Source organism: Botrimarina mediterranea (genome assembly GCF_007753265.1).
GTDB lineage: Bacteria > Planctomycetota > Planctomycetia > Pirellulales > Lacipirellulaceae > Botrimarina > Botrimarina mediterranea.
Window position 1 is genome coordinate 2846281 of the sequence record NZ_CP036349.1, and the last position, 25120, is coordinate 2871400.

Annotated in this window: 16 protein-coding genes; all 16 read left to right on the forward strand. The window is 63.1% G+C overall.

Translation table 11 applies throughout. The annotated features are described in order from the left end of the window. Nucleotides 1-35 precede the first annotated feature (35 nt). The 16 genes from Spa11_RS11085 to Spa11_RS11160 all read left to right on the forward strand — a co-directional run bounded on the left by Spa11_RS11085 (nucleotide 36) and on the right by Spa11_RS11160 (nucleotide 24787). On the forward strand, nucleotides 36-1148 hold the full coding sequence (locus Spa11_RS11085) for a DUF1559 domain-containing protein (RefSeq protein WP_145112171.1): 1113 nt from the start codon (nucleotides 36-38) through the stop codon (nucleotides 1146-1148). Nucleotides 1149-1185: 37 nt separating this feature from the next. After that, nucleotides 1186-1584: a hypothetical protein gene (locus Spa11_RS11090; protein ID WP_145112173.1), complete on the forward strand. Its 399-nt coding sequence runs from the start codon at nucleotides 1186-1188 to the stop codon at nucleotides 1582-1584. A 142-nt stretch (nucleotides 1585-1726) separates the two neighbouring features. Continuing rightward, nucleotides 1727-3697 (forward strand): PQQ-dependent sugar dehydrogenase, encoded by a 1971-nt coding sequence (locus tag Spa11_RS11095; RefSeq protein WP_145112175.1) that lies wholly within the window; start codon nucleotides 1727-1729, stop codon nucleotides 3695-3697. Between the two features lie 66 nt (nucleotides 3698-3763). Then, entirely contained in the window at nucleotides 3764-6373 is a 2610-nt protein-coding gene (locus Spa11_RS11100; protein ID WP_145112177.1) for a glutaminase family protein, read from the forward strand. A gap of 11 nt (nucleotides 6374-6384) precedes the next feature. Next, nucleotides 6385-7947 (forward strand): alpha-L-arabinofuranosidase C-terminal domain-containing protein, encoded by a 1563-nt coding sequence (locus Spa11_RS11105; protein ID WP_197529913.1) that lies wholly within the window; start codon nucleotides 6385-6387, stop codon nucleotides 7945-7947. A gap of 84 nt (nucleotides 7948-8031) precedes the next feature. Next, on the forward strand, nucleotides 8032-8988 hold the full coding sequence (locus Spa11_RS11110; RefSeq protein WP_145112181.1) for a LamG-like jellyroll fold domain-containing protein: 957 nt from the start codon (nucleotides 8032-8034) through the stop codon (nucleotides 8986-8988). 117 nt (nucleotides 8989-9105) lie between these two features. Beyond that, nucleotides 9106-10728 (forward strand): PEP-CTERM sorting domain-containing protein, encoded by a 1623-nt coding sequence (locus tag Spa11_RS11115; protein WP_145112183.1) that lies wholly within the window; start codon nucleotides 9106-9108, stop codon nucleotides 10726-10728. Further along, nucleotides 10725-13067, forward strand: coding sequence for a GH92 family glycosyl hydrolase (locus Spa11_RS11120; protein WP_197529914.1), 2343 nt, complete (start codon nucleotides 10725-10727; stop codon nucleotides 13065-13067). The genes Spa11_RS11115 and Spa11_RS11120 overlap by 4 nt, the downstream gene beginning before the upstream one ends. Nucleotides 13068-13074: 7 nt before the next feature. Next, nucleotides 13075-15297: a GH92 family glycosyl hydrolase gene (locus Spa11_RS11125; protein ID WP_197529915.1), complete on the forward strand. Its 2223-nt coding sequence runs from the start codon at nucleotides 13075-13077 to the stop codon at nucleotides 15295-15297. Nucleotides 15298-15348: 51 nt separating this feature from the next. After that, entirely contained in the window at nucleotides 15349-16806 is a 1458-nt protein-coding gene (locus Spa11_RS11130; protein WP_231933240.1) for a sugar MFS transporter, read from the forward strand. After that, entirely contained in the window at nucleotides 16803-17891 is a 1089-nt protein-coding gene (locus tag Spa11_RS11135) for an ROK family protein (RefSeq protein ID WP_145112187.1), read from the forward strand. Before Spa11_RS11130 ends, Spa11_RS11135 begins: the two co-directional genes overlap by 4 nt. Before the next feature lie 34 nt (nucleotides 17892-17925). Continuing rightward, nucleotides 17926-19329 carry a glycoside hydrolase family 125 protein gene (locus tag Spa11_RS11140; protein ID WP_145112189.1) on the forward strand — a complete coding sequence of 468 codons (1404 nt, stop codon included), beginning with the start codon at nucleotides 17926-17928 and terminating at the stop codon, nucleotides 19327-19329. 353 nt (nucleotides 19330-19682) lie between these two features. Next, nucleotides 19683-20645, forward strand: a complete 963-nt coding sequence (locus Spa11_RS11145) for a DUF1559 family PulG-like putative transporter (RefSeq protein WP_197529916.1) — start codon at nucleotides 19683-19685, stop codon at nucleotides 20643-20645. 16 nt (nucleotides 20646-20661) lie between these two features. Then, nucleotides 20662-21465 (forward strand): polyphosphate polymerase domain-containing protein, encoded by an 804-nt coding sequence (locus Spa11_RS11150; RefSeq protein WP_145112194.1) that lies wholly within the window; start codon nucleotides 20662-20664, stop codon nucleotides 21463-21465. Between the two features lie 9 nt (nucleotides 21466-21474). After that, nucleotides 21475-22101 carry a DUF4956 domain-containing protein gene (locus Spa11_RS11155; protein WP_145112196.1) on the forward strand — a complete coding sequence of 209 codons (627 nt, stop codon included), beginning with the start codon at nucleotides 21475-21477 and terminating at the stop codon, nucleotides 22099-22101. 223 nt (nucleotides 22102-22324) lie between these two features. After that, on the forward strand, nucleotides 22325-24787 hold the full coding sequence (locus Spa11_RS11160) for a glycoside hydrolase family 127 protein (RefSeq protein WP_197529917.1): 2463 nt from the start codon (nucleotides 22325-22327) through the stop codon (nucleotides 24785-24787). The last annotated feature ends 333 nt before the right edge of the window (nucleotides 24788-25120 follow it).

Here is a 25120-nt window from a genome sequence, read left to right on the forward strand (position 1 = left end):
GGAGTTATTTCCCAAACGGCTACAAGGATCACCCGATGACCAAGACATGCACTCGGAAAACGGACCGAGCGTACAAGGACGGCTTTACCCTCGTCGAGCTGTTGGTGGTGATCGCCATCATCGGGATCCTTGTGGCGCTATTGTTGCCGGCGGTTCAGTCGGCGCGTGAGGCGGCGCGGCGGAATGGCTGTGTGAATGCGCTAAAGCAACTATCACTGGCAAATCTCAACTACGAATCGACACACAAGCAGTTCCCGTACGCCCGGAAGTACGACATTTGGGATGCGTACACTTGGACACAACTCGTCTTGCCGCAGCTCGAAGAGCAAGCCGTTTACGATAATTTTTGGACTCTTCCTATCAAAGAGTACAAGGCGACAGATCCCCAAGGCGCGGACCAAAACACGTACGGGCCGATTGGGATCGACGCGAGAATCAGGGCCGCTCGCGAAGCTCAGATCCCCCCCTTCTATTGCCCCAGCGATCAATCGCCGTACGCCAATGAGATGGACACGGCAGCCTACGGATTTTGGCGTGGCAACTACCGCGCGTGCGTTGGCAATGGCGACATGTACGGTAATGCGTTGGGTCGTCCAATCATCTTTCGCCGCCTCCCCATTGGCTCGATTGATGTGGACATAAGTCCTTACGGAGCGGGAGTCTTTTCAGTGCGACCTGGACAGTCTGTCGAAGGCGGGCCGCAAACACAGCAAACACGAATGGCTCAGATTGTCGACGGGACGTCAAAGACAATACTGCTGTCAGAAGGCATTGTGCCCCAGAACTCTAACTTTGGTGGACCTATGGGCTCGTCGATCTATGGCAACATGGGCGGAGCCCTCTTCTCGGCAGCATCCACACCCAATAGCTCAATTCCCGACGGGCCAGTCGGACCCTGTCCGGATGATATGGGTGATTTCACGTTCCCTGAAAAATGGTGCGATTCAATCAGCCAGGCGATCCCAGACAGAGTACCCGGAACTAACGGCGCCTACGCAACGGCAAGAAGTCTACATCCGGGCGGTGTCAATGTTGCAATGGCTGATGGTTCAGTGACGTTCGTACAAGACGGGATCGATTGGTACACCTGGCGAGCTGCCGGGACTCGCGACAAAGAAGAGGCACTTGGATCGCTGTCTGGCAACTGATTCATCCCACGCTATTTACCCCAGTCGGTGCACTTAGATGTCGAAGCGGAATTGCCATTTTGCGTTCATCGCGTTGTTTTCTCTGTTGGCTGGTTGTGCCGAGAGGGCGCCATCCGTGCAGGGGACGGTGACGTATGAAGGCAAGCCAATCGAATCTGGTCGGATTGCGTTTAGCCCAATCGGCGGCCAAGGCACTCCTTTCGGCGGATTGATCGAGAACGGCTCGTATTCAATAGACGAGGCTTACCTAGGCAAGCGAGTCGTCGCGATCTCTGCCAAGAACGAAATCAAGTTCAACGGTCGTGAGATGATCATGCCCGCAGAAGGCAAGCCCGGCGAGGAAATCGTTCCCGAGGATGCTGTGGGCAATATGCAAGAGGTGGAGATCAAAGGCGGCTCGCAAACCTTGGACTTCCACCTCACGGCGCCAAAGTAGCGGGTTGACGCTGCGTCGTCTCCCTTCGTGGGTGCACCTATCGACGAGCTCTTAAGGCCTCCAGGGCTCTGTTGCAGCTACCGCTACGAAGACGCGATGAAATCGCCGCACCGAGTTTAGACCGTCAGCGCGGAACTATCTTATGAACATCGCCTCCTCGATCCACCCCTGGCTAACGCTTGCCCTCGTGGTCTGCGCGGGCAGGTTGGACGCCGCGTACACGGTGGAGCGGGTCGTTTCCGGCTTGAATCAGCCGACCTACATGACCCAGGCGCCGGGCGATAACAATCACCTCTACATTGTTGAACGCACCGAGCCGGGCGGCTCGAGCCTCGGGCGGGTCCTCGCCTACAACCAACTGACGAAGACATCGACAACGTTCCTCGATCTGGCCGGGACCGTCCAGGCGGACGGTGGGTTGTTGTCGATGACTTTCCACCCGGACTACCAGTCCAACGGGCTGTTCTACACGGTTTCCAACGTCAGCGGCGTCAATGGCCTCGACGAATGGAAGACAGTCGGCGGCGTGCCTCAGGTTCAGCGGCGGCTCTACGAGTACCAGAACCTGTCAAACGTTTTTCACACGATGAACGAGGCGTTCTTCCGTCCGGGGGGCAGCGGCGCCGAACTGTTCCTCACGACCGGGGACGGCGGCACGCAAGCGAACGAGCCGACCTTCGATCCCTCGTTGATCGAGGACCCGACCTCGCCGTACGGCAAAGTGGTGAAGATTGACTTGACGGGCGACTTCGCAACGCCGGCTGCGGGACCGTCGCACCCGGATGTCGATCTGGTCGCGTTGGGATTGCGGAACCCCTACCGCAGCAGCTTCGACCGTGAGACGGGAGATTTCTACATCGGCGATGTCGGCTTCAACGCGGTGGAGGAAGTGAACTTCATCCCAGCGAGTCACTTTGAGAACCCCGCTGCGACGCCAATCGATTTCGGCTGGACCTCGCGCGAGGGGACGATCGCGACGATCGGCGGATCGGCCGGCGGCCCTGGTTCGCCAGGCGATGTTGATCCGATCTACGAATACGCTCACCACGGCGGCATCCCGCTGGGGCATACGAGCGACTTCAACGGAGCCTCGATAACCGGCGGCTATGTGTATCGCGGGCCCGTCGAGGAACTGCAAGGCCGCTACTTCCTCACGGACTTTACGGCGCAGCGGATCTATTCGGGAGAGTTCGACACCACGACTCCAGCCGCCGGCTACAACGGCGATAACTTCACCGATGTCCAGCGTCACGACATCGAGTTCGAGGAGTTGCTCGATGACGGAACGGTTCTCCAGTACCTCACGTCATTCAACGAGGACAACTTCGGGAACTTGTACATGGTCAAGTTCGGCAACTCGTTCTTCCCGCCGGAAGGTCAGGGTGAGATCTTCCGGATTGTCCCGTTGGGTGACGACCAGATTGAATTGGTGGTGGATCGCGACACCGGCGCGGTTACTTTGCAGAACAGCGCTACCACGGTCCTTGATATCCAATCGATCTCCCTGTCGTCAGCGGTGGGCGCTATCTCGCCGTCGGATTTGACGCCCGTCACGGGGCTGCGTGACGCCGATGGCGACATGTCGGTGGATCACAACGACGCGTGGTCGATCTCGTCGAGCACAACGTCGCTGTTCGTCGAAGCAACAACCGGCGACGCAGGACAGTTGGCGCCGCAAAGCCAGCTGGTGTATTCGCCCGCGGATGGCTGGGTGCGTTCGCCCGTCGAAGACCTGGCGGCGACGGTGCTGCTCGGTGACGGCACGATCGTCAACGCGCAAGTCAGCTACACCGGCAATGGCGGCGCGGCGTTCGAGAGCGGCGATCTCAATTTTGATGGCGTGATCAACCGGGCCGACTTTGTCGCACTCGCGAGCCGACTGCACACCGACTTGTCGGGCCTCGGCCCGGCGCAGGCCTACGCGGCTGGCGACCTTACCGGCGACGGCGTTAGCAACTACGACGACTTCGCCGCCTTCAAAGCGACTTACATCTCGCTGCACGGTGAAGAGGCGTTCGCCGGTTTGCTGGCGTCGGTCCCCGAGCCGACAACGGCTCTGCTGGCGGCGTGCGGCATTGGTGGGGTGTTCGCCGCGAGGCGGCGGGACGTCTGAGTCAACGGAACAAGAGTTGAAACTTACTAGGAACTAGAGAAGGGCATGCGACAAGCTGTGAGATTCATGGGAACCAACGTACTTCGTCTGACTGTGCTGTGTGTTGCGGCGGCGACCGCCGTTGCCGACGCCGCCACGCCACGATTCACTCCGCCCGCCACTCCGCTGGTGGCGTGTGATCCGTACTTCAGCATCTGGTCAACCGGCCGCGCGCTGAATGACAATGACACCACGCATTGGACGGGCAAGCCGCACCGGCTGACGGCCTTGATCGAGGTCGATGGGACGACCTACCGGTTGATGGGCTCGGCGCCACGTCGCGCCGCCGCAATGCCGCAGAGCGACCAGGTGGTGACGCCGACGCAAACGATCTACACGTTCGCCGGCGCCGGCGTTCAGGTGACGCTGCAGTTCACGACGCCCTCCCTGCCCGAGGACATCGACCTGTTGTCACGGCCGATCACCTACCTGACGTTCGACGTGAAGTCGTCAGACGGCAAGAAGCACGACGCGAAGCTTTACTTTGACGCATCGTCCGAGCTTTGCGTTGACGTGCCGCGACAAGAGGTCGAGGCCTCAAAGAACGCCGGCAATGGCCTGGCCGTGGTGAAGATGGGTTCGGTCGAGCAAAACGTCTTGCAGAAGGTGGGCGACGATCTGCGTATCGACTGGGGATACTTCTACGCCGCCGCCCCGCAGGACGCGGATCCGGTCGTGCGTGTTGGCGAGCCGCGCGCCTTGAGGGCCGCGTTTAGTTCGGAGAACGGCAGAGCCGACGCCGACGCTGTCGGTCCGAAGGAGGCCGGTGACGTTGCCAGTTCGTTCGAGTTTGACCTGGGCGAAGTCGGCGACAAGTCGGTGCGTCGCTGGCTGGTGGTCGCCTATGACGATCTCTATTCGATTCAGTTCATGGGCAAGAACCTGCGGCCTTACTGGCGCCGCAACGGGATGGAGGCCGAGGAGTTGCTCGCCGAAGCGGCGCGGGACTACGAGTCGCTGCTAGAGCGTTGCGACGCGTTCGACCGTGAGCTGATGGCCGACCTCCGCGAAGCGGGCGGTGACAACTACGTGATCGTTGGCTCGCTGGCTTACCGCCAGTGTCTCGCCGCCGGCAAGTTCGTCGCGGACGAGAACGGTCAGCCGCTCCAGTTCTGCAAAGAGAACCACTCGAACGGCTGCATCGGTACGTCGGATGTCTTCTACCCGATGGCGCCGCAGTTCTTCCTGTTTGGCCCATCGATGGCGAAGTCGTTCCTAGTTCCGTTCATGGAGTACGCTAAGAGCGACCGCTGGAAGTTCCCCTTCGCCCCGCACGACCTCGGGACGTACCCCAAGGCCAACGGCCAAGTCTACGGTGGCGGTGAGCGGAGCGAAGAGAACCAGATGCCGGTTGAAGAGAGCGGCAACATGCTGCTGCTCATGGCGGGGGTCGCGCAGGTCGAAGGCAACGCCGAGTTTGCCGAACAGTACTGGCCAACACTGACGCAGTGGGCCGAGTACCTCAAGGAGAAGGGCTTCGACCCGGATAACCAACTCTGCACCGACGACTTCGCCGGTCACCTGGCGCACAACGTCAACCTCTCGGCCAAGGCGATCTGCGGACTCGGCGCGTACGCCAAGCTCTGTGAGATGAAGGGCGAAGCCGAGCAGGCCAAGGAGTATCGCAAGGTCGCTGAGGAGTTCGCCGCGCGTTGGGTGAAAGAGGCCGCCGACGGCGACCACTACCGACTGACGTTCGACCGCCCCGGCACCTGGAGCCAGAAGTACAACCTGGTCTGGGACCGTGTGCTCGGCCTCGACCTCTTCCCGAAAGAAGTCTTCGAGACGGAGATGAAGCACTACCGTTCGGTGCAAAACCGTTACGGGTTGCCCCTCGACAGCCGTCAGGAGTACACGAAGCTTGACTGGGTCCTGTGGACGGCGTGCCTCACCGGCGAAGACGACGACTTCGACGCGCTGGTGGCGCCGGTGGTCGAGTTCCTCCGCGAGACGCCGGACCGCTCGCCGATGACCGACTGGTACCGGACCGACAACGCACGCAAGGTTGGTTTCACGGCCCGGCCCGTGGTGGGTGGCGTTTTCATGCGGCTTATCTGCGACAAGGACGTTTGGTCGAAGTGGGCCGACCGCGATCAGACGAAGGCTAGCGGGTACGCGGCTTTGCCGATCCCGCCGGTCGTGCGCGAACTGGTGCCGACCAGCGACACGGAGGCCGCCCGCTGGAGATACACGCAGCGCGAGCCGCGCGGCGAGTGGCAGTCGGCCGACTACGACGATTCGGGTTGGAAGTCGGGTATGTCCGGCTTCGGCGCCAAGGGAACACCCAACGCCCCGATCGGTTCGGAGTGGACTTCGAACGACATCTGGCTCCGCCGGACGTTCGATATCGAGAATCGCAACGAGGGCGATCTGAAGCTGCTAATGCACCACGACGAAGATGCCCAGGTCTACATCAACGGCGTCCTCGCGGCCACGGTGACTGGCTACACGACGAACTTCAACCTCATGGACCTCCGTGAAGAAGCCGTCGCAGCGCTCAAGCCACGGGGCAACACGCTGGCGGTTCATTGCAAGAACCGCACGGGGGGGCAGTTCATCGACGTCGGTCTGGCGGAGGTCGAGTACCCCACCGCCGAAGAGGCCCGCGTCGCGACGAAGGCCGGAGAGACGAAGTAATGAAGGTCCCGATGAGCCGAGAAGCGGCGACAACCGAATGCTCGCGGCGAGACGCCCTCAAAGCGATCGCGGGCGCCGCCGCTGTGGGCTTGGCGGGGCGACCCGCGCTGGCGGCGACGGCCAAGACGGCGATGGGAAGTCTCTTGGAGATCGACCCGTCACCGACGCACGCCCTCTCGCCGTACCTCTACATGCAGTTCATGGAGCCACTAGGCGTCACGGACAGCTCGGTCGAGGCGGCGTGGGATCACTCGCGCAACGACTGGCGCGAGGATGTCGTTGACGCTACGCGCGAGCTCGGCCCGACGATGATGCGGTGGGGCGGCATCTACACCGACTTCTACCGTTGGCGTGAAGGGGTCGGCCCGCGCGATCGCCGGCCGATGATGCAGAACCTGCAATGGGGCGGCCTCGAGTCGAACCAGGTCGGGACGCCTGAGTTTCATGACTTCTGTTCACGCGTCGGCGCCGATCCGTTGATGTGCGTGAACTTCGAGTCCGACGGTAGGCGTCGCTTCATGTCGGCCGGCGGCAAACCGCGGATCGGCGACGCCCGTGAGGCGGCGGACTGGGTTTCGTTTTGCAACGATCCCGACAACTCCGAACGCCGTGAGCTGGGTTACCGCGCGACGATGCCGATCCGCTACTGGCAAATCGGCAACGAGACGTCGTACGACCGCCAAGGGTTCGACTACGACACCACCGCTCGCAAGACGGTCGAGTTTGCCAAGGCGATGCGCGAGCGCGACCCGTCGATCCGGTTGATCGGCTGGGGCGATAGCGGCTGGGCGCCGCGCATGGCGGACGCGGCCGGTGAGCACTTGCAGATGCTCGCATTCCATCAGATGTTCAATCCGGACGCCGACGAAGAGCCCGTGCTCCGTGGCGAGCGGTACCGCCGCGACCCCGAGGCGACGTGGCGGCGGCTGATGGCGGCGTGGGAGATCAACGACCGCAAGATCCGTGAGGTGCGCGAGAGCCTTGGCGACCGCGACATCGATTTGGCGATGACCGAGTGCCACTTCGCGATCCCCGGCCGCGATCGTTGCGACGTGCTCTCGACGTGGGCCGCGGGCGTCTCTTACGGCCGCATCCTCAACAACCACCAGCGCCACGGCGACGTGTTAAAGATTGCGACCGCCGCGGACTTCTGCGGCAATCGCTGGCAAGTCAATGCGGTGATGATCCCAACGCCACGCGGCGAGGGAAGAGCATACCTGATGCCGGTGGCGCGGGTGATGCAGCTCTACCGACGTCACATCGGCACGGAGGCGCTGCGAGTGAACTCGACGCCCGACGGCCTCGACGTGGTCGCCAGCCGAAAGGGGAATCGTGTCTTCCTGCATGTCGTGAACACCAACCGTGACAAGTCGGTAACGGCGCGGCTGCGGCTGGGCGACGTCAGGCCTCAGTCGGCGACCGCGCACGTTATTGAGGACGATCCGATGGTCGAGGTGTCGCAACTCAATAGCGACCGGGTCATGCAAACCTCCTCGCACAACTGGGCGGCGGATGGCGAGTGGGATTTCCCCGGGGCGTCGGTGACGGCGGTGGTGGTGTCACTGGCGGGGTAGTGGATGGCTGTTGCTGGAGGCTTGCTGGACAGAGGCGTTTAGGCTTTTCGATTCTCTCTCTTCTTTTCACCTTGGAGTTGACTCATGAGACACAAGATTGCGGCCCTCTGTATGGGCTTCGCGGCTACTGGTGTTGCGACAACCGCGGGGGCGAGCACCGTCGCCTACTGGCGTTTTGAAACCGGTCCTGCCGACGCCAACGTCGTCCACCTGGCAGGTGACGACGCCGGCAACACCTACTCGGCCGACGTCACCGACGTGTCGGGTAACGGTCACGACCTCTCGGCCTGGGTCACCGGCGGTTGCTGTGGCTTCGCGTATCGATCCGATGTCCCGGGCTCCGTGGTCGATCAAACCGGAGCTACTAATAACTTCGCCGTCCAGAACACGGGCGGCGGCCCGGGCATGTTCACTGGCCTGTCGGGCATCGGCTCGATCACTCCGGCGGCGTTTACGATCGAGGCTTCTTTCAAGCTCGAGAACGGCGGCTTCCGCACGATCGTGGGTCGCGATGGCACCGACGTCGTGGACGCCAACCGTGAACTCGCGCCGCTGTATTTGCAAGCCGTGCCGGATAATGCGCTGGCGATCAAGTTCGCTGACCAAGATGGCTTCTGGCACGAGGCGGTTTCGGCCAACGACACGTTGGTCACGACCCCGTTCGAAGACCTAGCCCAGGGCCAGTGGTACCACGCCGCGGCGGTGAGCGACGGCTCGACGTTATCGCTGTACCTGGCCAACGCCACGCAGGGCACGCCCTACCAGTTGGTCGCCCAGACCGACCTGACCCTGAGCGGCAGCGCGAATACGGCGATGGCCATTCCCGCCGGCGACGGTGGTGACTGGGACGCCGGCAACTGGACTGTCGGTCGCGGCATGTACAACGGGGGCCACGGCGACCGCGCCTACGGGTTCATCGACGAGGTCCGTATCAGCGACAGCGCGCTGGCAATGTCGGAATTCCTCTGGGTCCCCGAGCCGACTTCGTTCGTGATGTTGGCGACCGCCGCGGCAACCGCAATCGCGGCGCGTCGGCGTTAAGGTCTACCGGTCGGCTCCCTCCGCCGCACGGAGTGCGGCGGAGGGACCGGCTTATTGAAGTACGGCAAGTAGGTTGTTTGTTCAGATCTCGCGTCCCAACCGCTTGCAACGTTGTTTATGACTGGGTTTACGTCTCTGCACCGGCTTTTGATCGCCGCGTTGATTATCGTCGCGACCGCGTCTCCGACGCTGGCTGTCGTTTACCCTCGCACCGACTTCTCGACGACACGCGGCCTCTATGAGGGGATGTACTTCGCGATCCGCGATGTTAGCGACGCGCCGCTCGGCGCCGAGCGGCGCGCGCAGATCGAGGCGAGTTCGCTGTTGTCGCGGCAGTTTTTTGCCGCCAACTCCGGTGGACAGTACGACCTGCGTTACACGCAGGTGCTCGACGTCCCATTGACGCTCAACGCGGACCGGACCCGCAACGGCGACTGGATCGCCGACGCTGAGAACTACGTCCGCAGCCACTACGGTTTGGAGCCCGAAGACTTCCACGCCAATATCTTCGACGTCTCGGCCACGGCGCCGGACCCGGGGCAGGGGTGGTCGGGGTTGGCTTGGATCCCCAGTAACAACTACGCGATCCAGGCGGACATCAACTCCGGGTGGGGGCAGTTGGTCGTCGATCACGAGCACGGCCATCGGATTGGCGCGCCGCATTCCGGCGCTTGGCGGGTGATCAACGACAGCAACTACACGCCCTACGTCTATGACTTCGACGCCGGGCAGTACGTTGAGTACTCCGCCTCGACCCATGGGAGCCAAGTGGCGCCATTCGGCGTTCACAACGACGAATACGGCAATCCTTTCGACGTAATGGGGAACATCAGCAATGGGCACTTCACGGTCCACGAAAAGCTGACCGATCTGGAGTGGCTGACATCCACCCAGGTGCCTGACCTCAATCGGATGCAAGAGGGGACGTACCGCATCTACGCGCACGATGAGCTGACGCCGTTCTACGTGAGTCGCTTCGACATCCATGGGGTAGAAGAGACTTACTCCTCGGATTCTCTATACGGTTTGCGATACAGTCGTCCGGTGAAGCGATTCGACGCCTCGTCGGGGCAGTGGGTGAATGACACGCAGGAGGTGACGTTGGAGTACCGCTCGGGCCGCGATGGCTTGCAGTTCCACCTGGGTGATTCGATTCTCGACGTTGACCTCGAAGGTGGGTCGGATCGCAACAATCTCGAGCGCGAGCTTGAGGTCGGTAAGTCGATCCGTGAGATCGATTTCGGCGTTAACTTCTACGCCTCGTCGGGAGACGGCGACGACTTCCTCAGCCACAACCCGCCCGCCCCGAGCCTGCCGTGGGAGGTGCGTCCCACATGGTTTGAGTTCAAGGTCCTCGGGCTCGGCTCGGACAGCATCGGCAGCTATGTCGATTTGGTGGTCGCCAAGGAGAGCTACGCGCTGGAGACGGGCGTCTCTGGTGACTTGAACTTTGACGGTATCTTAGATCGCGATGACTGGCTGATTTTCGCCGCCAACACCCACACCGACTTGACGGCGTACACCAAGACCGGTCTTTATCTACATGGCGACTTCAACAGCGACGGTCGCAATAACCACGATGACTTCTTGATATTTAGAGAATGGTTTATCGACGCCAACGGCGCCAATGCGTTTGCCCTGATGCTCCGTGTGCCGGAGCCGACTTCACTAGCGCTGGTCGGCTTCGCCACGATCGCCACCGTGCTCCGTCGCCGCACCTCGGCCTCGTCGATTCGATGAAGGCCGTCTTGCAAGCGACCAGCGGTGCGCTGTTGCTGCGCATGGCGGTTTGCCTTGTCGGCGTCGGGCTCTATGGCTCGGCTTTATCGGACGCGCGCGCGGAGGGGCCGAAGACCCCAGCCGACTACGTCAACACCCTGCAAGGGACGAACTCACGCTTCGAGCTAACGCACGGCAACACGTTCCCGGCGACGGCGCTGCCGTTCGGCATGAACATGTGGACCCCACAGACGGGGCCCAATGGCGACGGCTGGAAGTACCAGTACTTCAAAGACACGATCCGCGGCTTCCAGCAGTCGCACCAGTGTAGCTCGTGGTCGAACGATTACTGCGTCTTCTCGCTGATGCCGACCGTCGGTGAGGCGATCGTTGACGAGAACGCGCGGGCGGCGAAGTTCAGCCACTCGGATGAAATCGCCAAGCCGTTCTACTACCGCGTCAAACTCGAAACCGGTGTCACCGTTGAGATGGCGCCAACCGAACGTGGGGCCATGCTGCGGTTCACGTTCCCGAAGGACGGCGATGCGTTTCTCGTGCTCGACGGTTACACCGGCGGATTCGGCGCCGAGATCGATCATGACGGGCGCCGCATCGAGGGTTGGGTCCGCAACGGCCGATTGCCCGATGGCTTACGCAACTACTTCGTGATGGAGTTCGATGAGCCAATCATCGAGCAAGGCGTCTGGGGGCGTCGGGATCGCGAAGTCGCGTGGGGCGAGTCGGCCCGACGGGGCAGGGGCGGCGGCGCCGTTCTGAAGTTCGCGCCGGGATCGGTGGTCCAGGTCAAGGTGGCGTCGTCGTACATCGACCACGATCAGCCCCGTGAGACATTACGGCGTGAATTGGGCGAGCATGAACAACTCGAGCAAGTCGCCGACGCCGCCAAAGCGGTGTGGAACGAGATGCTCGGCCGCCTCAAGGTGGAAGGCGGCAGCGAGGAGCAGACGGCGACCTTCTATTCGTGCTTCTACCGCACGTGCCTCTTCCCGCACCGGTTCTACGAGATCGGCGAGGACGGCGAGCCGCGGTACTACAGCCCTTACGATGGCAAGCTGCACGACGGTTACCTGTTCACCGACACGGGCTTCTGGGACACGTTCCGCGGTCAGATGCCGCTGTTCACGTTCCTGACGCCGAAGCAGCACGGCCGCTACTTGGCGTCGCTGCTCGACGCCTACGACCAGTGCGGCTGGCTGCCGTCGTGGTCGTTCCCGGGCGAGCAGGGGAGCATGATCGGCAACCACGCCATCACGCTCTTGGCGGACGGCTGGGCGAAGGGCATCCGGACCTTCGACCCCGAGAAGGCGATCGAAGCCTACCGTCACGAGGCGACGAACAAGGGCCCCTGGGGGCCCGCCAACGGCCGCGACGGGCACCGCGCGTACGACGAGCTGGGCTACGTCCCGTCGGATATCCGGGAGGGGACCGCCAAGACGCTGGAGTACGCTTACGACGATTTCTGCGGCTATTGGCTCGCCAAGGTGACTTCTCAGGAAAAAGCGAGCCGTTTCTTTGCCCAAACGGTATTTAACTACCGGAACGTGTTCGATCCGGAAACGGGCTTCATGCGCGGCCGGCAGCGGGACGGCGATTGGACGCCCGACTTCGATCCGATTGAGTGGGGTGGCCCCTACACCGAGGGCTGCGCTTGGCACTGGGTCTGGTCGGTGATGCACGACGTGGCGGGGCTCATCGACCTCTTGGGGGGCGACGAGGCGTTCGTCGCGAAGCTCGACGGCGTCTTCTCGGCGACTAACGAGTTCAACGTCGGCACCTACGGCTTCGCGATCCACGAGATGACCGAAATGAAGATCGCCAACATGGGCCAGTACGCCCACGGCAACCAGCCGATCCAGCACATGCCCTACCTGTATTGCTACGCGGGTCAGCCTTGGAAGACACAATACTGGGTGCGACAGATCATGGACCGGCTCTACAACTCAACCGAGAACGGTTACCCCGGCGACGAGGACCAGGGCCAGACGTCTGCTTGGTACGTGCTCAGCGCGCTGGGGTTCTACAGCGTCTGCCCGGGGACCGACGAGTACGTGCTGGGCAGCCCGCTGTTTGAGAAGGCGACGATTGGCCTGGAGTCGGGTGGCCAATTCGTCGTCGAGGCGCGCGGCGTCTCCGAGGATAACTGTTACATCCAATCGGCGGAGCTGAACGGTGAGCCGCTGTCACGGAACTTTCTGAAGCACGCCGAGATTGTCGATGGCGGCAGCCTCGTTTTGGTCATGGGCCCCGAGCCCAATCGCGAGCGCGGCGTCGCCTTGGAAGATAGGCCGTTCTCGCTCTCGACGGCTGCTGAGTTTGCTGAAGACCTCCCTGCTAAGTGATAACGCTATGAAGACCACGATCGCTCTTGCCGCTGCGATTCTCCTCGGAGCGATGCAGCTCCGCGCTGAAGAGAACGCCGATTACGCCGACGTCGTAAGCCCGCTGATCGGCACCGACTCGACGCATGGCTTCTCGCACGGCAACACCTACCCCGCGGTGGCGGCGCCGTTCGGGATGACGTTCTGGACGCCCCGCACGGGTGACGCCTCGGGCTGGATCTACCAGTACGGCGCGAAACGGCTGCGGGCGCTGCAGGCGACGCACCAGCCGAGCCCCTGGATGGGAGACTACGGCAACTTCGGCGTGATGCCATTCACGGGCGAATCGACGGCGGAACTGCCGTCGTCGGCCTTCTCGCACGACGACGAGGTCTCCAAACCGCACCTCTACGCCGTGACGCTCAAGGATTCGGGCGTGCGCGCCGAGATGACCGCGACGACGCGCTCGGCGGCGATGCGGTTTGCGTTCCCCAAGGGCAAGCGGGCGTGGGTCCACTTCGACGCCTACAGCCCCGGCGACTTTGTCGTCGATAAGGCGGCCGGCACGCTGAAAGGCGTCGCCCGCAAGAACAATGGCGGCGTCGCGGGCGATTTTGGTTGCCGGTTCGTGGCGAAGTTCAGCGCGCCGATCAAGTCGATCAACGCGTCCCCCGACAAGCACTGGGTAGCGGTTGAGTTCGAGGCGCCCGAGTCGGGCGTCATCGAGGCCCGCATCGGCACGTCGTTCATCGACCACGATCAAGCGGCGCTCAACCTCGAGCGTGAAGTCGGCGACAAGTCGTTCGACGATGTGGTCGCCGCGAATAAGGACGTTTGGAACAAGCGGCTCTCGGTCATCGAGATCGAAGGCGCCACGGACGACCAGCGTGTGACGTTCTACTCAAACCTGTACCGGGCTCTGCTCTTCCCGCGGATCTTCCACGAAGAGAACGCCGCCGGCGAGCTGGTGCATTACAGCCCCTACAACGGCAAGGTCGAGCCGGGCGAGATGTTCGCTGACAACGGTTTCTGGGACACGTTCCGGGCCGTGTATCCGCTGATGTCGATCATCGACCCTGAAATCAACGCGGCGATGGTCCGCGGCTGGCTCAACGCCTATCGGGAAGGGGGCTGGTTCCCCAAGTGGGCGAGCCCCGGCTACCGCGATTGCATGATCGGCACGCACGTCGAGAGCGTGATCGCCGACGCGTTGTGCAAGGGGATCGACGACTTCGATGTCGAGCTCGCCGCCGAGGCTTCGCTGAAGGACGCTACCGAGCTCTCGAGCAACGGCGCCTACGGGCGCAAGGGGATGGCGAGCTACTTGGAGCGTGGCTACGTCGCCAGCGATGAGACGGGTGAAGCGACCGCGCGGACGCTTGAGTTCGCTTACGACGACTGGTGTGTCGCGCAGGTCTGCGAGTACGCTGGGCGTGTCGATGCGATTCCGCGGCTGCTCAAGCAGGCGCAGAACTACCGCAAGGTCTTCGACCCCGACGTCGGCTTCATGCGGGGCCGGCAGGCCGACGGGTCGTGGAAGCCCGACTTCAAGGCGGACGAGTGGGGCAACCCGTTCACCGAGGGCAGCTCGTGGCACTACAGCTGGAGCGTGCTGCACGACCTGCCCGGCTTGATCGAGTTGATGGGCGGCGACGACGCGTTTGTCGGCAAGCTCGATGCGATGCTCGCCGCCGAGCCGACGTTCGGCGTCGGCCACTACGGCGGAGTGATCCACGAGATGACCGAGATGGTCGCCTGCAAGATGGGCCAGTACGCCCACGGCAACCAGCCGGTGCACCACGTGCTGTACCTCTACAACTTCGCCGGCGCCCCGTGGAAGACCGCGGCGCCCGTTCGGCAGGTCGTTGATACGCTCTATGGCCCCGGGCCCGACGGCTACTGCGGCGACGAGGACAACGGCCAGATGTCGGCGTGGTACCTGTTCAGCACGCTAGGCTTCTACCCCGTCTGCCCCGGCAAGGCGGGCTATGCGATCGGCAGCCCGCGGTTCGCCAAGGCGACGATCCATTTGCAGAACGGCAAGGACTTTGTGATCGAGGCGCCGGACAACTCGGACGACAACCTCCACGTCGGCTCAATCACGATGAACGGCGAGCCCGTCAGCCGTTCATGGGTCAAGCACAGCGAGATCGCCGAGGGCGGCGTGATGACGCTCAAGATGCAGGCCGAGCCGAACCGCGACTGGGCGACGGCCGAGGAAGACCGCCCGTTCGGTGATTGGGCGCCGTGAGGTAGACTGCCGCCACCTTTCTCCAACCAACCCTCGTCTCAGGAAAACTTCATGGCAGGAGCCATCGAAACCCGCCCCGCGACGGCTCCCACGACGGGCGCCACGGGCTCCAACGCCGGCGCGTTTGCGACGGTGACGCTGTTATTTTTCTTCTGGGGCTTCATCACGTGCATGAACGACGTGTTGATCCCGTTCTTGAAGGAGAGCTTCAAGCTCACGTACTTCCAGTCGGGCTTGGTGCAGTTCGCGTTCTTCGGGGCATTCTTCGTTGTCTCGCTGATCTACTTCTTTATTTCGGTGGCGAGCGGTGACCCCATCAATCGTGTCGGATACCAACGCGCGATCGTGTTGTCGCTCGTTATCTGCGCTGCAGGTTGTGCGCTATTTGCTCCCGCTGCGGGCGCCGTTTCGTACCCGTTCTTTCTCGGCGCCTTGTTCCTGTTAGCAACCGGCGTGACGATCCTACAGATCGCCGCGAATCCTTACGCCGCTATCCTCGGGCCTCCTGAAAACGCCTCGGCGCGGCTTAATCTAGCGCAGGGATTCAATTCACTCGGCACCACGATAGCGCCTATTGCCGGCGGGCTGTTGCTTTACAAGATCTTCGCTTCGGGTGGCGAGGTGACACTAGACGCCATCAAGACGCCCTATTTGATCTACGCGGGGATGTTCCTCGCGCTGGCGATAGTGATCGCCGTCAGCAAGCTGCCGGCGATCGGTGGCGGCGCAGCGGCCGAGTCCGGCAACGCATTAGCGTTTCCACAGCTCCGCTTCGGCATGGCGGCGATCTTCCTCTACGTTGGCGCCGAGGTGGCGATCGGCAGCTTCTTGGTGAGCTTTATGGCGCACGAGAGTGTGATGGGATGGCCCGAGGGCGTGGCCAGCCTCTATCTCGCCTACTACTGGGGCGGCGCGATGATCGGCCGACTCTGCGGTGCTACGGCGATGTCGACGACAATCGCTCCGCAGAAGAAGCCGCTCTACATGGTGCTTACCGCCGCGGCGCTGCTGGGTTTGATCTACGTCGCCACGGCGGTGCGATTCGAAGAAGGCCAGTTGCAGATGGAGTTCATGAAGCCCACCGAGTTGATCCCCTTCTCGATCCTAATCGCGTTGTGCCTCGCGGCGTTTGGTATCGGCAAGGGCAAGCCCGGGACGATCCTCGGCGTCTTCGGCATGGCGATCGTGGCTTTGCTTGTCGCGTCCGGCGTGGCGACTGGCAAGGTCGCCCTCTGGGCGGCGCTCGGCGCCGGACTGTTCAACTCGATCATGTGGTCGAACATCTTCACGCTGGCGATCGACGACCTCGGCGAGCACACTTCGCAGGGGTCGTCGCTGCTGGTGATGATGATCGTTGGCGGCGCGCTCTTCCCGCTGCTGATGGGCGCAGTCGCCGACAACTACGGCATCCGTGAGGCGTTCTTCGCGCCGATCATCAGTTACGTCTACATCGCTTGGTACGGCTGGTGGAGCCAGCGGCGCCTCAACGCGAAGGGGTTGGCGACATGACGGCAGCCGCCTCGGATATACCGCTGGTGCTGACGCTCGACGCGGGCGGGACGAACTTCTCGTTCGCCGCCCTGCGCGACGGCCAGCGTGTGGCGGGGCCGTGCGTGCTGCCGTCGGAAGCCAACGACCTTAAGCGGAGCTTGGCAAACCTCTACGCGGGGTTTGAGCGCGTCGCGGCCGAGGCAGGCGGCGGCGCGGCGGCGATCAGCTTCGCCTTTCCCGGGCCGGCGGATTACGCCAACGGGGTGATCTACAACATCGGCAACCTACCCGCTTACGCCGACGGCGTGCCGCTCGGCGATCTGCTCGGCGATCGTTTCGGCGTTCCGGTGCTGATCAACAACGACGGCGACTTGTTCGCGCTCGGCGAGGCGGCGTTTGGCCGCTTGCCAGAGATCAACGCGAAGCTGGAGCAGGTGGGCAGCGATCGGCGTTATCGCAACTTGATCGGCCTGACGCTGGGCACCGGCTTTGGCGGCGGCATCGTATTGGATGGCAAGCTGCTCCGCGGCGACAACGGCCTGGCGGGTGAGGTCTGGCTCTTGCGGCATGGCTTCCGACCCGGCGTCAATGCCGAAGAGGGCGTCAGCATCCGCGCGGTGACCCGCGCCTACGCGACTTCGGCCAGCGACCCGGAAGCCGCCCACCGCACGCCGCACGACATCGCCAAGATTGCAACGGGCGAACTAGCGGGCGATGCGGGCGCCGCCCGTGAGGCTTACGCCCAGATGGGCCGCACGCTGGGCGACGCGATCGCGAACCTTGTCACCGTGCTCGACGGTATCGTGGTGATCGGCGGCGGGCTGTCGCAAGCTCATCCGCTTTACATGCCGGCGCTGCTCAAGGTGGTTGGCGGCGCGTTCTCGGACGAACCGGACGCCCAGCGACGACTCGTACAGGTGGTCTACAACCTCGAATCCGATATCGAGGCCGCCGCGTTCTACGCGCCCGATCGGCAGTCGATGGACGGCAAGCGGGCGCCGCGGCAACCGCGTTCGGCGGTCGCCGTCTCGAAGCTCGGCGCCAACGAGGCCGTCGCCTACGGCGCCTACGCCCTGGCGATGCAGGCCTTGGGACACTCTTAATCGTTACTACTTCGTACAGCTGTTGAGTCACACCATGAATTATATTCTCGCCGCCGGCGTTCTCAGCGCCACGTTCGCCAGTTGCTGTTTTGCCGCGGAGTTCGAGTCGAAGCGTCCGCCGGTCGAGGAGCGTTGCTTCACGAGTCCCTCGGTCGAGCAGACGATCGCGAAGGTGAAGCCGAAGATCGCCGACGCCGAATTGGCGTGGATGTTCGAGAACTGCTACCCGAACACCCTCGACACCACCGTCGATTACGAGGTGATCGACGGCAAGCCCGACACGTTCGTGATCACCGGCGACATCGACGCGATGTGGCTCCGCGACTCGACGGCGCAAGTATGGCCGTACATGCGCTACGTCAACGACGACGAGAAACTGCGAAAGCTGGTGGAAGGCTTGGTCCGCCGGCAGACGAAGTGCGTATTGCTCGACCCCTACGCGAACGCCTTCTACAAGGACATGCAGAAGGAGTCGGAGTGGGCCAGCGACCGCCCCGCACCGATCGACGGCGTTCACGAGCGTAAGTGGGAGATCGATTCGCTCTGCTACGCGGTGCGACTGGCGAACGAGTACCACCGACTGACGGGCGACGCGTCGATCTTCGACGAGGACTGGCGGCGGTCCGCCAAGCTGATCGTCGAGACATTCAAGACCGAGCAACGCAAGAACGGCACGCCGTACCGCTTCCGCCGCTCTACCGACCGGATGATCGACGCGCCGCTGTTCGATGGCCTGGGACGGCCCATCAAGCCGGTGGGGTTGATCGCGTCGGCGTTCCGCCCGAGCGACGACAGCACGCTCTACCCGTTCTTGATCCCCTCGAACCTGTTTGCGGTGCAATCGCTGCGGCAGCTCGAGGCGATCTTCCGCGGCGAACTCGACGACGAGGCCTTTGCGGACGAGTGCGCCGGGCTGGCTGACGAGGTCCAAGCCGCGATCGAAGGGTACGCGATCGTCGAGCACCTCGACTTCGGCAAGATCTACGCGTACGAAGTCGATGGCTTCGGCAACCGCGCGCATTGGGACGACGCCAACGTGCCGAGCCTGATGTCGCTGGCGTATCTGGGCGTGCACAAGAAGGACGACCCGCTCTACCTCCGCACCCGCAAGTTCCTGCTCAGCGACAGCAACCCCTATTACTTCCGCGGCAAGGCGGCGGAGGGGCAGGCGAGCCCGCACTCGGGTCACGAGCGCATCTGGCCGATGGGCATCATCCTCCGCGCCATGACCAGCACCTCCGACGAAGAGATCGTCGAATGCCTGCGGATGCTGCGGGCGACGCACGCCGAGACGGGCTTCATGCACGAGGCGTTCAACAAGGACAACCCGGCCGACTACACCCGCGATTGGTTTGCCTGGGCCAACACGCTGTTCGGCGAGCTGATCGTGCTCATCGACGACGAGCGGCCGCACCTGTTGCAGACGTCTTTCGACTGAAGCCGACTTGTCGCCGGCCGTTTCTCAACGGGCGGACGCGCCACTGCTATTCCCTAAAACCCACTTCGACCCATCGGCGCCGCGATGGGTCGAAGTGGGTTTATCCATGGTAGGTAACCATGCCGGCGCCGTGATGACCGCTGTCCGCCGAGGCAAGCGGGGATAAGCAGTACTTATCTCAGCAGGTGTGCGGGGAGTTTTGGCCCCAGATTCTGTTTCGTGACGGAATGTCACGTGGCGATTGTGTGAAGATTGGGTTAAGATATGCGAGTTGCTGACGCATCCATGGTGTGTTCGCTCGCTCTTTTCTCGTTGTCGTTGCGATGCCAATCCCGCCAATCCCCGAGGATCGCATGCCGCTACGCTGCCCCAATCCGGCCTCACAACGGCGTGGCATGACGCTGGTCGAGTTGCTGGTCGTGATTGCCGTGATCGGCATTCTGGTGGCTCTGTTGCTGCCGGCGGTCCAAGCCGCCCGGGAGAGCAGCCGGCGTTCGATGTGCCTCAACAACCTGCGGCAAGTCGGGTTAGCGGTCCTCAACTACGAAGGGATTCACAAGAAGTTCCCGCCGGGCAAGCAGTACTCGGCGCCGCGGACCGACCCGACCGCGTTCGGTTACTCCTGGTCGAGTGTCATCCTTCATCACCTGGAGGAGGGCGCGATTCAAGAGCAGATCGACTTCAAGAAGCCGATGACCGACCCGGTGAATCTGCCCGCCGCTTCAGAGGTCGTGCCGGTGTTTCTTTGCCCCAGCGCGTCGCGGCTTGAAGAGCATCGCTCCCCGGAGGGCCGGCTCTTCAACCTGAATGGTCAGCCTGGCGAAGGGATGGGATGTATGGACTATCTCGGCGTGTCCGGCCCGGATAAGGACAAAGACAACCCGACCACCGGTGAGCAATACGGCGCGCAACGCGGTGTGTTGATCGGTAATAAAGGACTCCCGGACGAGGACACGATTCAGGTCCCGCCATCAATCACCATCGCCCGCATCACGGACGGGACCTCGAGGACCGTCATGGTGGTCGAGTGCACCGGTCGCGGCGCCGACGTCAACAAGTCCGGTGAAGTCAAGAGTCTCAATGGGGCTTGGGCGTCCGGTGGCAACATCAGTCACATCAAGAAGGGCGTCAACGAGGAAGAACCCCCGGTCGCCTGGGAGGATGAGCGGGTGTACTCGGATCACCCTTACGGATCGCACGGCCTGCTGGCCGACGGTTCGGTGCACTTCTTGAGCAAGTCGATGGAAGCGAGCACTCTCCGCTCGCTCTGCTCACGCGACGGCGGCGAGACAATCGAAGGCGTCGACGGACTCTAGGAGACGGGGCAAGACCATGAACGTCCGAGACGACATCGACCGCGTGGTCTTTAAGCTGCGCCCCATCGATCTAGCGGAGATGGACAGCGTCAGCTTGATGAACCGCGTCGACACCAAGTATGCGATGTCGGACCGCCTGCTCCCGGAGTTGCTCACGAGCATCTCGGACGACTACCGGATCCTCGAAGTGATCGGCGTCCGTAAGTCGCCCTACTCGTCGCTCTATTTCGACACCCCCACGCGCGAGTGCTACCACGAGCATCACAACGGCCGGTCGAGTCGACGCAAGTTCCGGATGCGCAGCTACACGGCCTCGAATCTGACGTTCTTCGAGATCAAGCAGCGGACCAACAAGGGCCGCACGGTCAAGAAACGCGTCACGATCCCCGGCATCGCCCCGCTGCTGGCGCCGGAAGCAACCGCGCTGGTTGAGAAAGTCGCGGGCGAGACGGTCGATCTGCGTCCGCAGATCTACACGGAGTTCTCGCGGATCACGCTCGTCGGCGTCGATTTCGTCGAGCGTGTCACGATCGACGTGGACCTCGAGTTCCACCGCGACCAGCAGCACGCCGCGTTGCCGGGCGTTGCGATCGTCGAAGTCAAGCAGGCCCGCGCGACGCGTGAATCGGCGATCCGCCGACGGCTCCGCGACCTGCAGGTGCGGCCGATGCGGGTGAGCAAGTACTGCGTGGGCAGCGCCCTGCTCGACCCGTCGCTGAAGCGTAATCGATTCAAACGCAAACTCATGGCGCTCCAATCCGAAGCGGCCTGCTATCCAATGCCGGGCGCCCGCCCCGACTCCCTCCTACGCGCCATCTAGCTACCGTTGATGACCTTCTTCGAGTCTCCGCTATACGACGACGACTTCGTCAAGATGCTCGTGCGGTTCGGCATGAACCTCGCGTTCTTGACGCTCATTGTCCGCTATATCTATTACCGGAACTCGCGCAGCAAAGACTACCTCTTCACCTACTACATGCTGAGCGTGGTGGTCTTCTTCATCTGCTTCACGCTGAAGAAGCTCGAACTCGAGCTGGGCATGGCGCTCGGCCTGTTCGCGATCTTCGGCGTGCTCCGCTACCGGACCGACACGATCCCGGTGCGGGAGATGTCGTACCTGTTCGTCGTGATCGGCGTCGCGGTGATCAACTCCCTCGCCAACCGCAAGGTGAGCTGGGCCGAGCTGATGTTCACCAACTGCGCGATCGCGGCGTTCCCTGCCGTGCTCGAATCGCTCTCCTTCTTGCGGCAGGAGTATCGACAGGAGGTGCTCTACGAGAGGATCGATCTGATCCGCGCCGATCGCCACGACGAGATGATCGCCGACCTCGAGCAGCGCACCGGGCTCAATATCTCGCGGGTCGAACGTGGCAAGATCAACTTGCTGGAGGATACCGTCGCGATCACCGTGTTCTACTACCCCCATGAGCAGGGGCCTCAAGTTCCGATCGAGTAACCGGATGGGCGATCGGGCTGATTCCATCGGACGATCCCCGAGGCGGATGCCGACGGTTTTGCCGGCTTTTGGGTTAAGGTTCTCCCGTCTCGGCGCCATAGAAGAGAGGCCGTAGCCGAATTGTCTCTCTTCTGAAATCTCTCGTTTTGAGAAAGGCGCCGTGGGGAAGCCGATCGCGATGAGGACTTCATTGCTGTCCCGCCGGGCGGTTTTGCTCTCGGCAATGATCCTTGGCTTCGCAGCCCCGCAGAGTTGCCCCGCCGCGGGTTACGAGGTTCGGGTCGTGTCGTTCGATCGGGTGACGCTCGAAGACGACTTCTGGCTGCCGCGTCTGCGGACCCAGCGACAGGTGCTGGTGCCGTACGCCTTCGAGCACACGGGTGAGGCGCTCGCCGATCTCGCAGCCGCCGGTGAGTTGCTGGCCGGTGATACGCCCGCTGAATTGCCCCCGCCGCACCGCTTTCGGACGAGCGACCTCTATAAGGTGGTCGAGGGCGCCGCCTATCTGTTGGCGATCGACCGCGACCCGGCCCTCGAGGCTCAGATCGACCGCGTCGTCGAGGTCGTCGCGGCCGCCCAGGAGCCCGATGGCTATCACGGCGCCACACGAACGCTCTACCCGCACCTCGCGATCGACATGATGGGCGACGGCCGCTACGCGTACGTCGATCACAGTCACGAGCTCTACATCGTCGGGCACCTCTACGAGGCGGCGGTCGCTTACTTCCATGCAACCGGCAAACGCACACTGCTCGACGTCGCCGACAAGAACGCCCGGCACGTCCGCCGCGTCTTCTTCGAGGGCGACGCCAAGTACAACCACGGCAAGCCCGTCCTCCGCGCTCCGGGTCACGAAGAGATCGAGCTGGCGCTGGTGCGACTCGCCGAGGCGACGGGCGACCCGATCCACCTCGACACGGCCAAGAAGTTCCTCGACATCCGCGGCGTCACGTACGTGCCGGATGGCGAGGGGGTCAATTCGCCGAGCTACGCCCAACAGCACCGGCCCGTCGCCGAGCAGCGGAAGCCGGCCGGCCACGCGGTGCGCGCGACCTACCTCTATGCGGGCATGGCGGACGTCGGCGCCAAGCTCGGCGACGACCGCTACAACGCGGCGCTCGACGCCATCTGGGAGGACATCGTCGACACCCGCATGCACCTTACCGGCGGGCTCGGCGCCGTGCACGGCATCGAGGGCTTCGGCCCCGAGTTCGAGCTGCCGAACGCCGACGCCTTCGACGAGACCTGCGCCGGCGTGGGCAACGTGCTGTTCAACTGGCGGATGTTCTTGCTGCACAAGAACGCCAAGTTCCTCGACGTCGCCGAGGTCGCCCTTTACAACAACACCCTCGCCGGCGTGAATCTGGCCGGCGACCGCTTCTTCTACGTCAATCCGCTGGCGGCCGACGGGTTCCGCCCCTTCAACCACGGCCACGCCGGCCGCGCGCCGTGGTTCGGCACCGCCTGCTGCCCGACGAACCTGGCGCGGCTCATCCCACAGGTCCCGGGCATGATGTTCGCCCAGGACGACGAGGGTTTGCTGGCGTGCCTCTACGCCTCGGGTCGCACCCGGGTCACGATCCATGACGTCGCGACGGAGGTGATCGAAGAGACGGCGTATCCGTACGACGGCGCCGTGCAGCTGACGCTGCGACCCGAGAAGCCGGTGCGTTTCGCACTGCGGATGCGCGTGCCGACGTGGACGACCGATCGCTTTGTCCCCGGTGAGCTCTACAAATACGCCAAGAGTGAATCGCCTAGGGTCGATGTTTTCGTGAATGACAAGCCGGTCGAGGTGACGACGGCGAACGGGTTTGTCTCCATCGAAAGAGAATGGTCCGCGGGCGATCGTATCCGACTCGAACTACCGATGCCGGTGCGTTACAGCACCTGTCGCGAAGAGGTCGAAGCCAACCGCGGGCGTGTCGCCGTGACGCGCGGGCCGTTGGTCTATTGCGCCGAGGCCGCCGACAACGAGGCCCACACCTCGACATACATGGTCCCTCCCTCGGCGATGACCGCGGAGACCGAGGTATCGCCTGCCGCCATTAACGGCCACAGCACTCGCGCGATTACGGTCAAAGCAGAGCGCCTTACAGAAAAGGGCGACCTCGAAGCGACTCCGCTGCGGCTTGTGCCCTATTACGCTTGGAACAACCGCGGCGTCGGTTCGATGGCGGTCTGGATGCCCGACAACGCCGAGACCCTCCGCGCCGGCGCGCTGGTCGTAGACGACAACGCCAAGCGGTTCGCTTCTGCTAAAGCGTCGCAAACCTTTGCAGGCGACACCGAAGCGGCCCTCATTGATGGCCTGTTGCCGAGCCATTCGTTCGACACCTCGATCCCGCGTTGGACCAGCTGGCCCGCGCGTGGCGAGGCTCAGACGCTCGAGTTCGAGCTCGCCGAGCCGACGCCGCTCCGCACGGTCGAGGTCTACTGGTACGACGACCACGGCGGCGTGCAGACCCCCGCCCGCTGGGAGCTGGAAGTTGCGGAGGAGGGAGCCGAGTGGCGTCCGTACCCCCTATACAACACCGACGCCTACGGCGTCGATCAGGACCAGTTCAACGTCGTCCACCCCGCCGAGCCGCTGACAGCGACCCGCCTGCGACTCCGAGTCTGGCCGAAACCCGACGCCGCAGCGGGGGTCCTCGAGTTCGTCGTGCGACCTGAATCGAGCCGCTGAGCGGCTTCGGGCCGCACTGGTCATGAACACCCGTCCAGATGCCCCTCTCAAGGCCCCGGGAGGCCCCAGAATCGCCTCAAACCGTCCGCGACGACGTTAAGCCCACCTACCGCGCCGAACCCATCAGAAGGCCTCCTAGCGGCTCCTGGGTGGGCCCCAGTGAGAGGGGTCTGGTAAGGCACGCCCCCGGGGTCATTGGCCCGTCGAACCTAGACGACCGTCGAACGTCGGGCCCGTCGATTGAGAAGTCGGCCTAGGCCAGCAATCGACGCAGCGGAGGACAAGGGATTCGAACCCTCAACCGGTTTCCCGGCAACTGATTTCGAGTTGAAT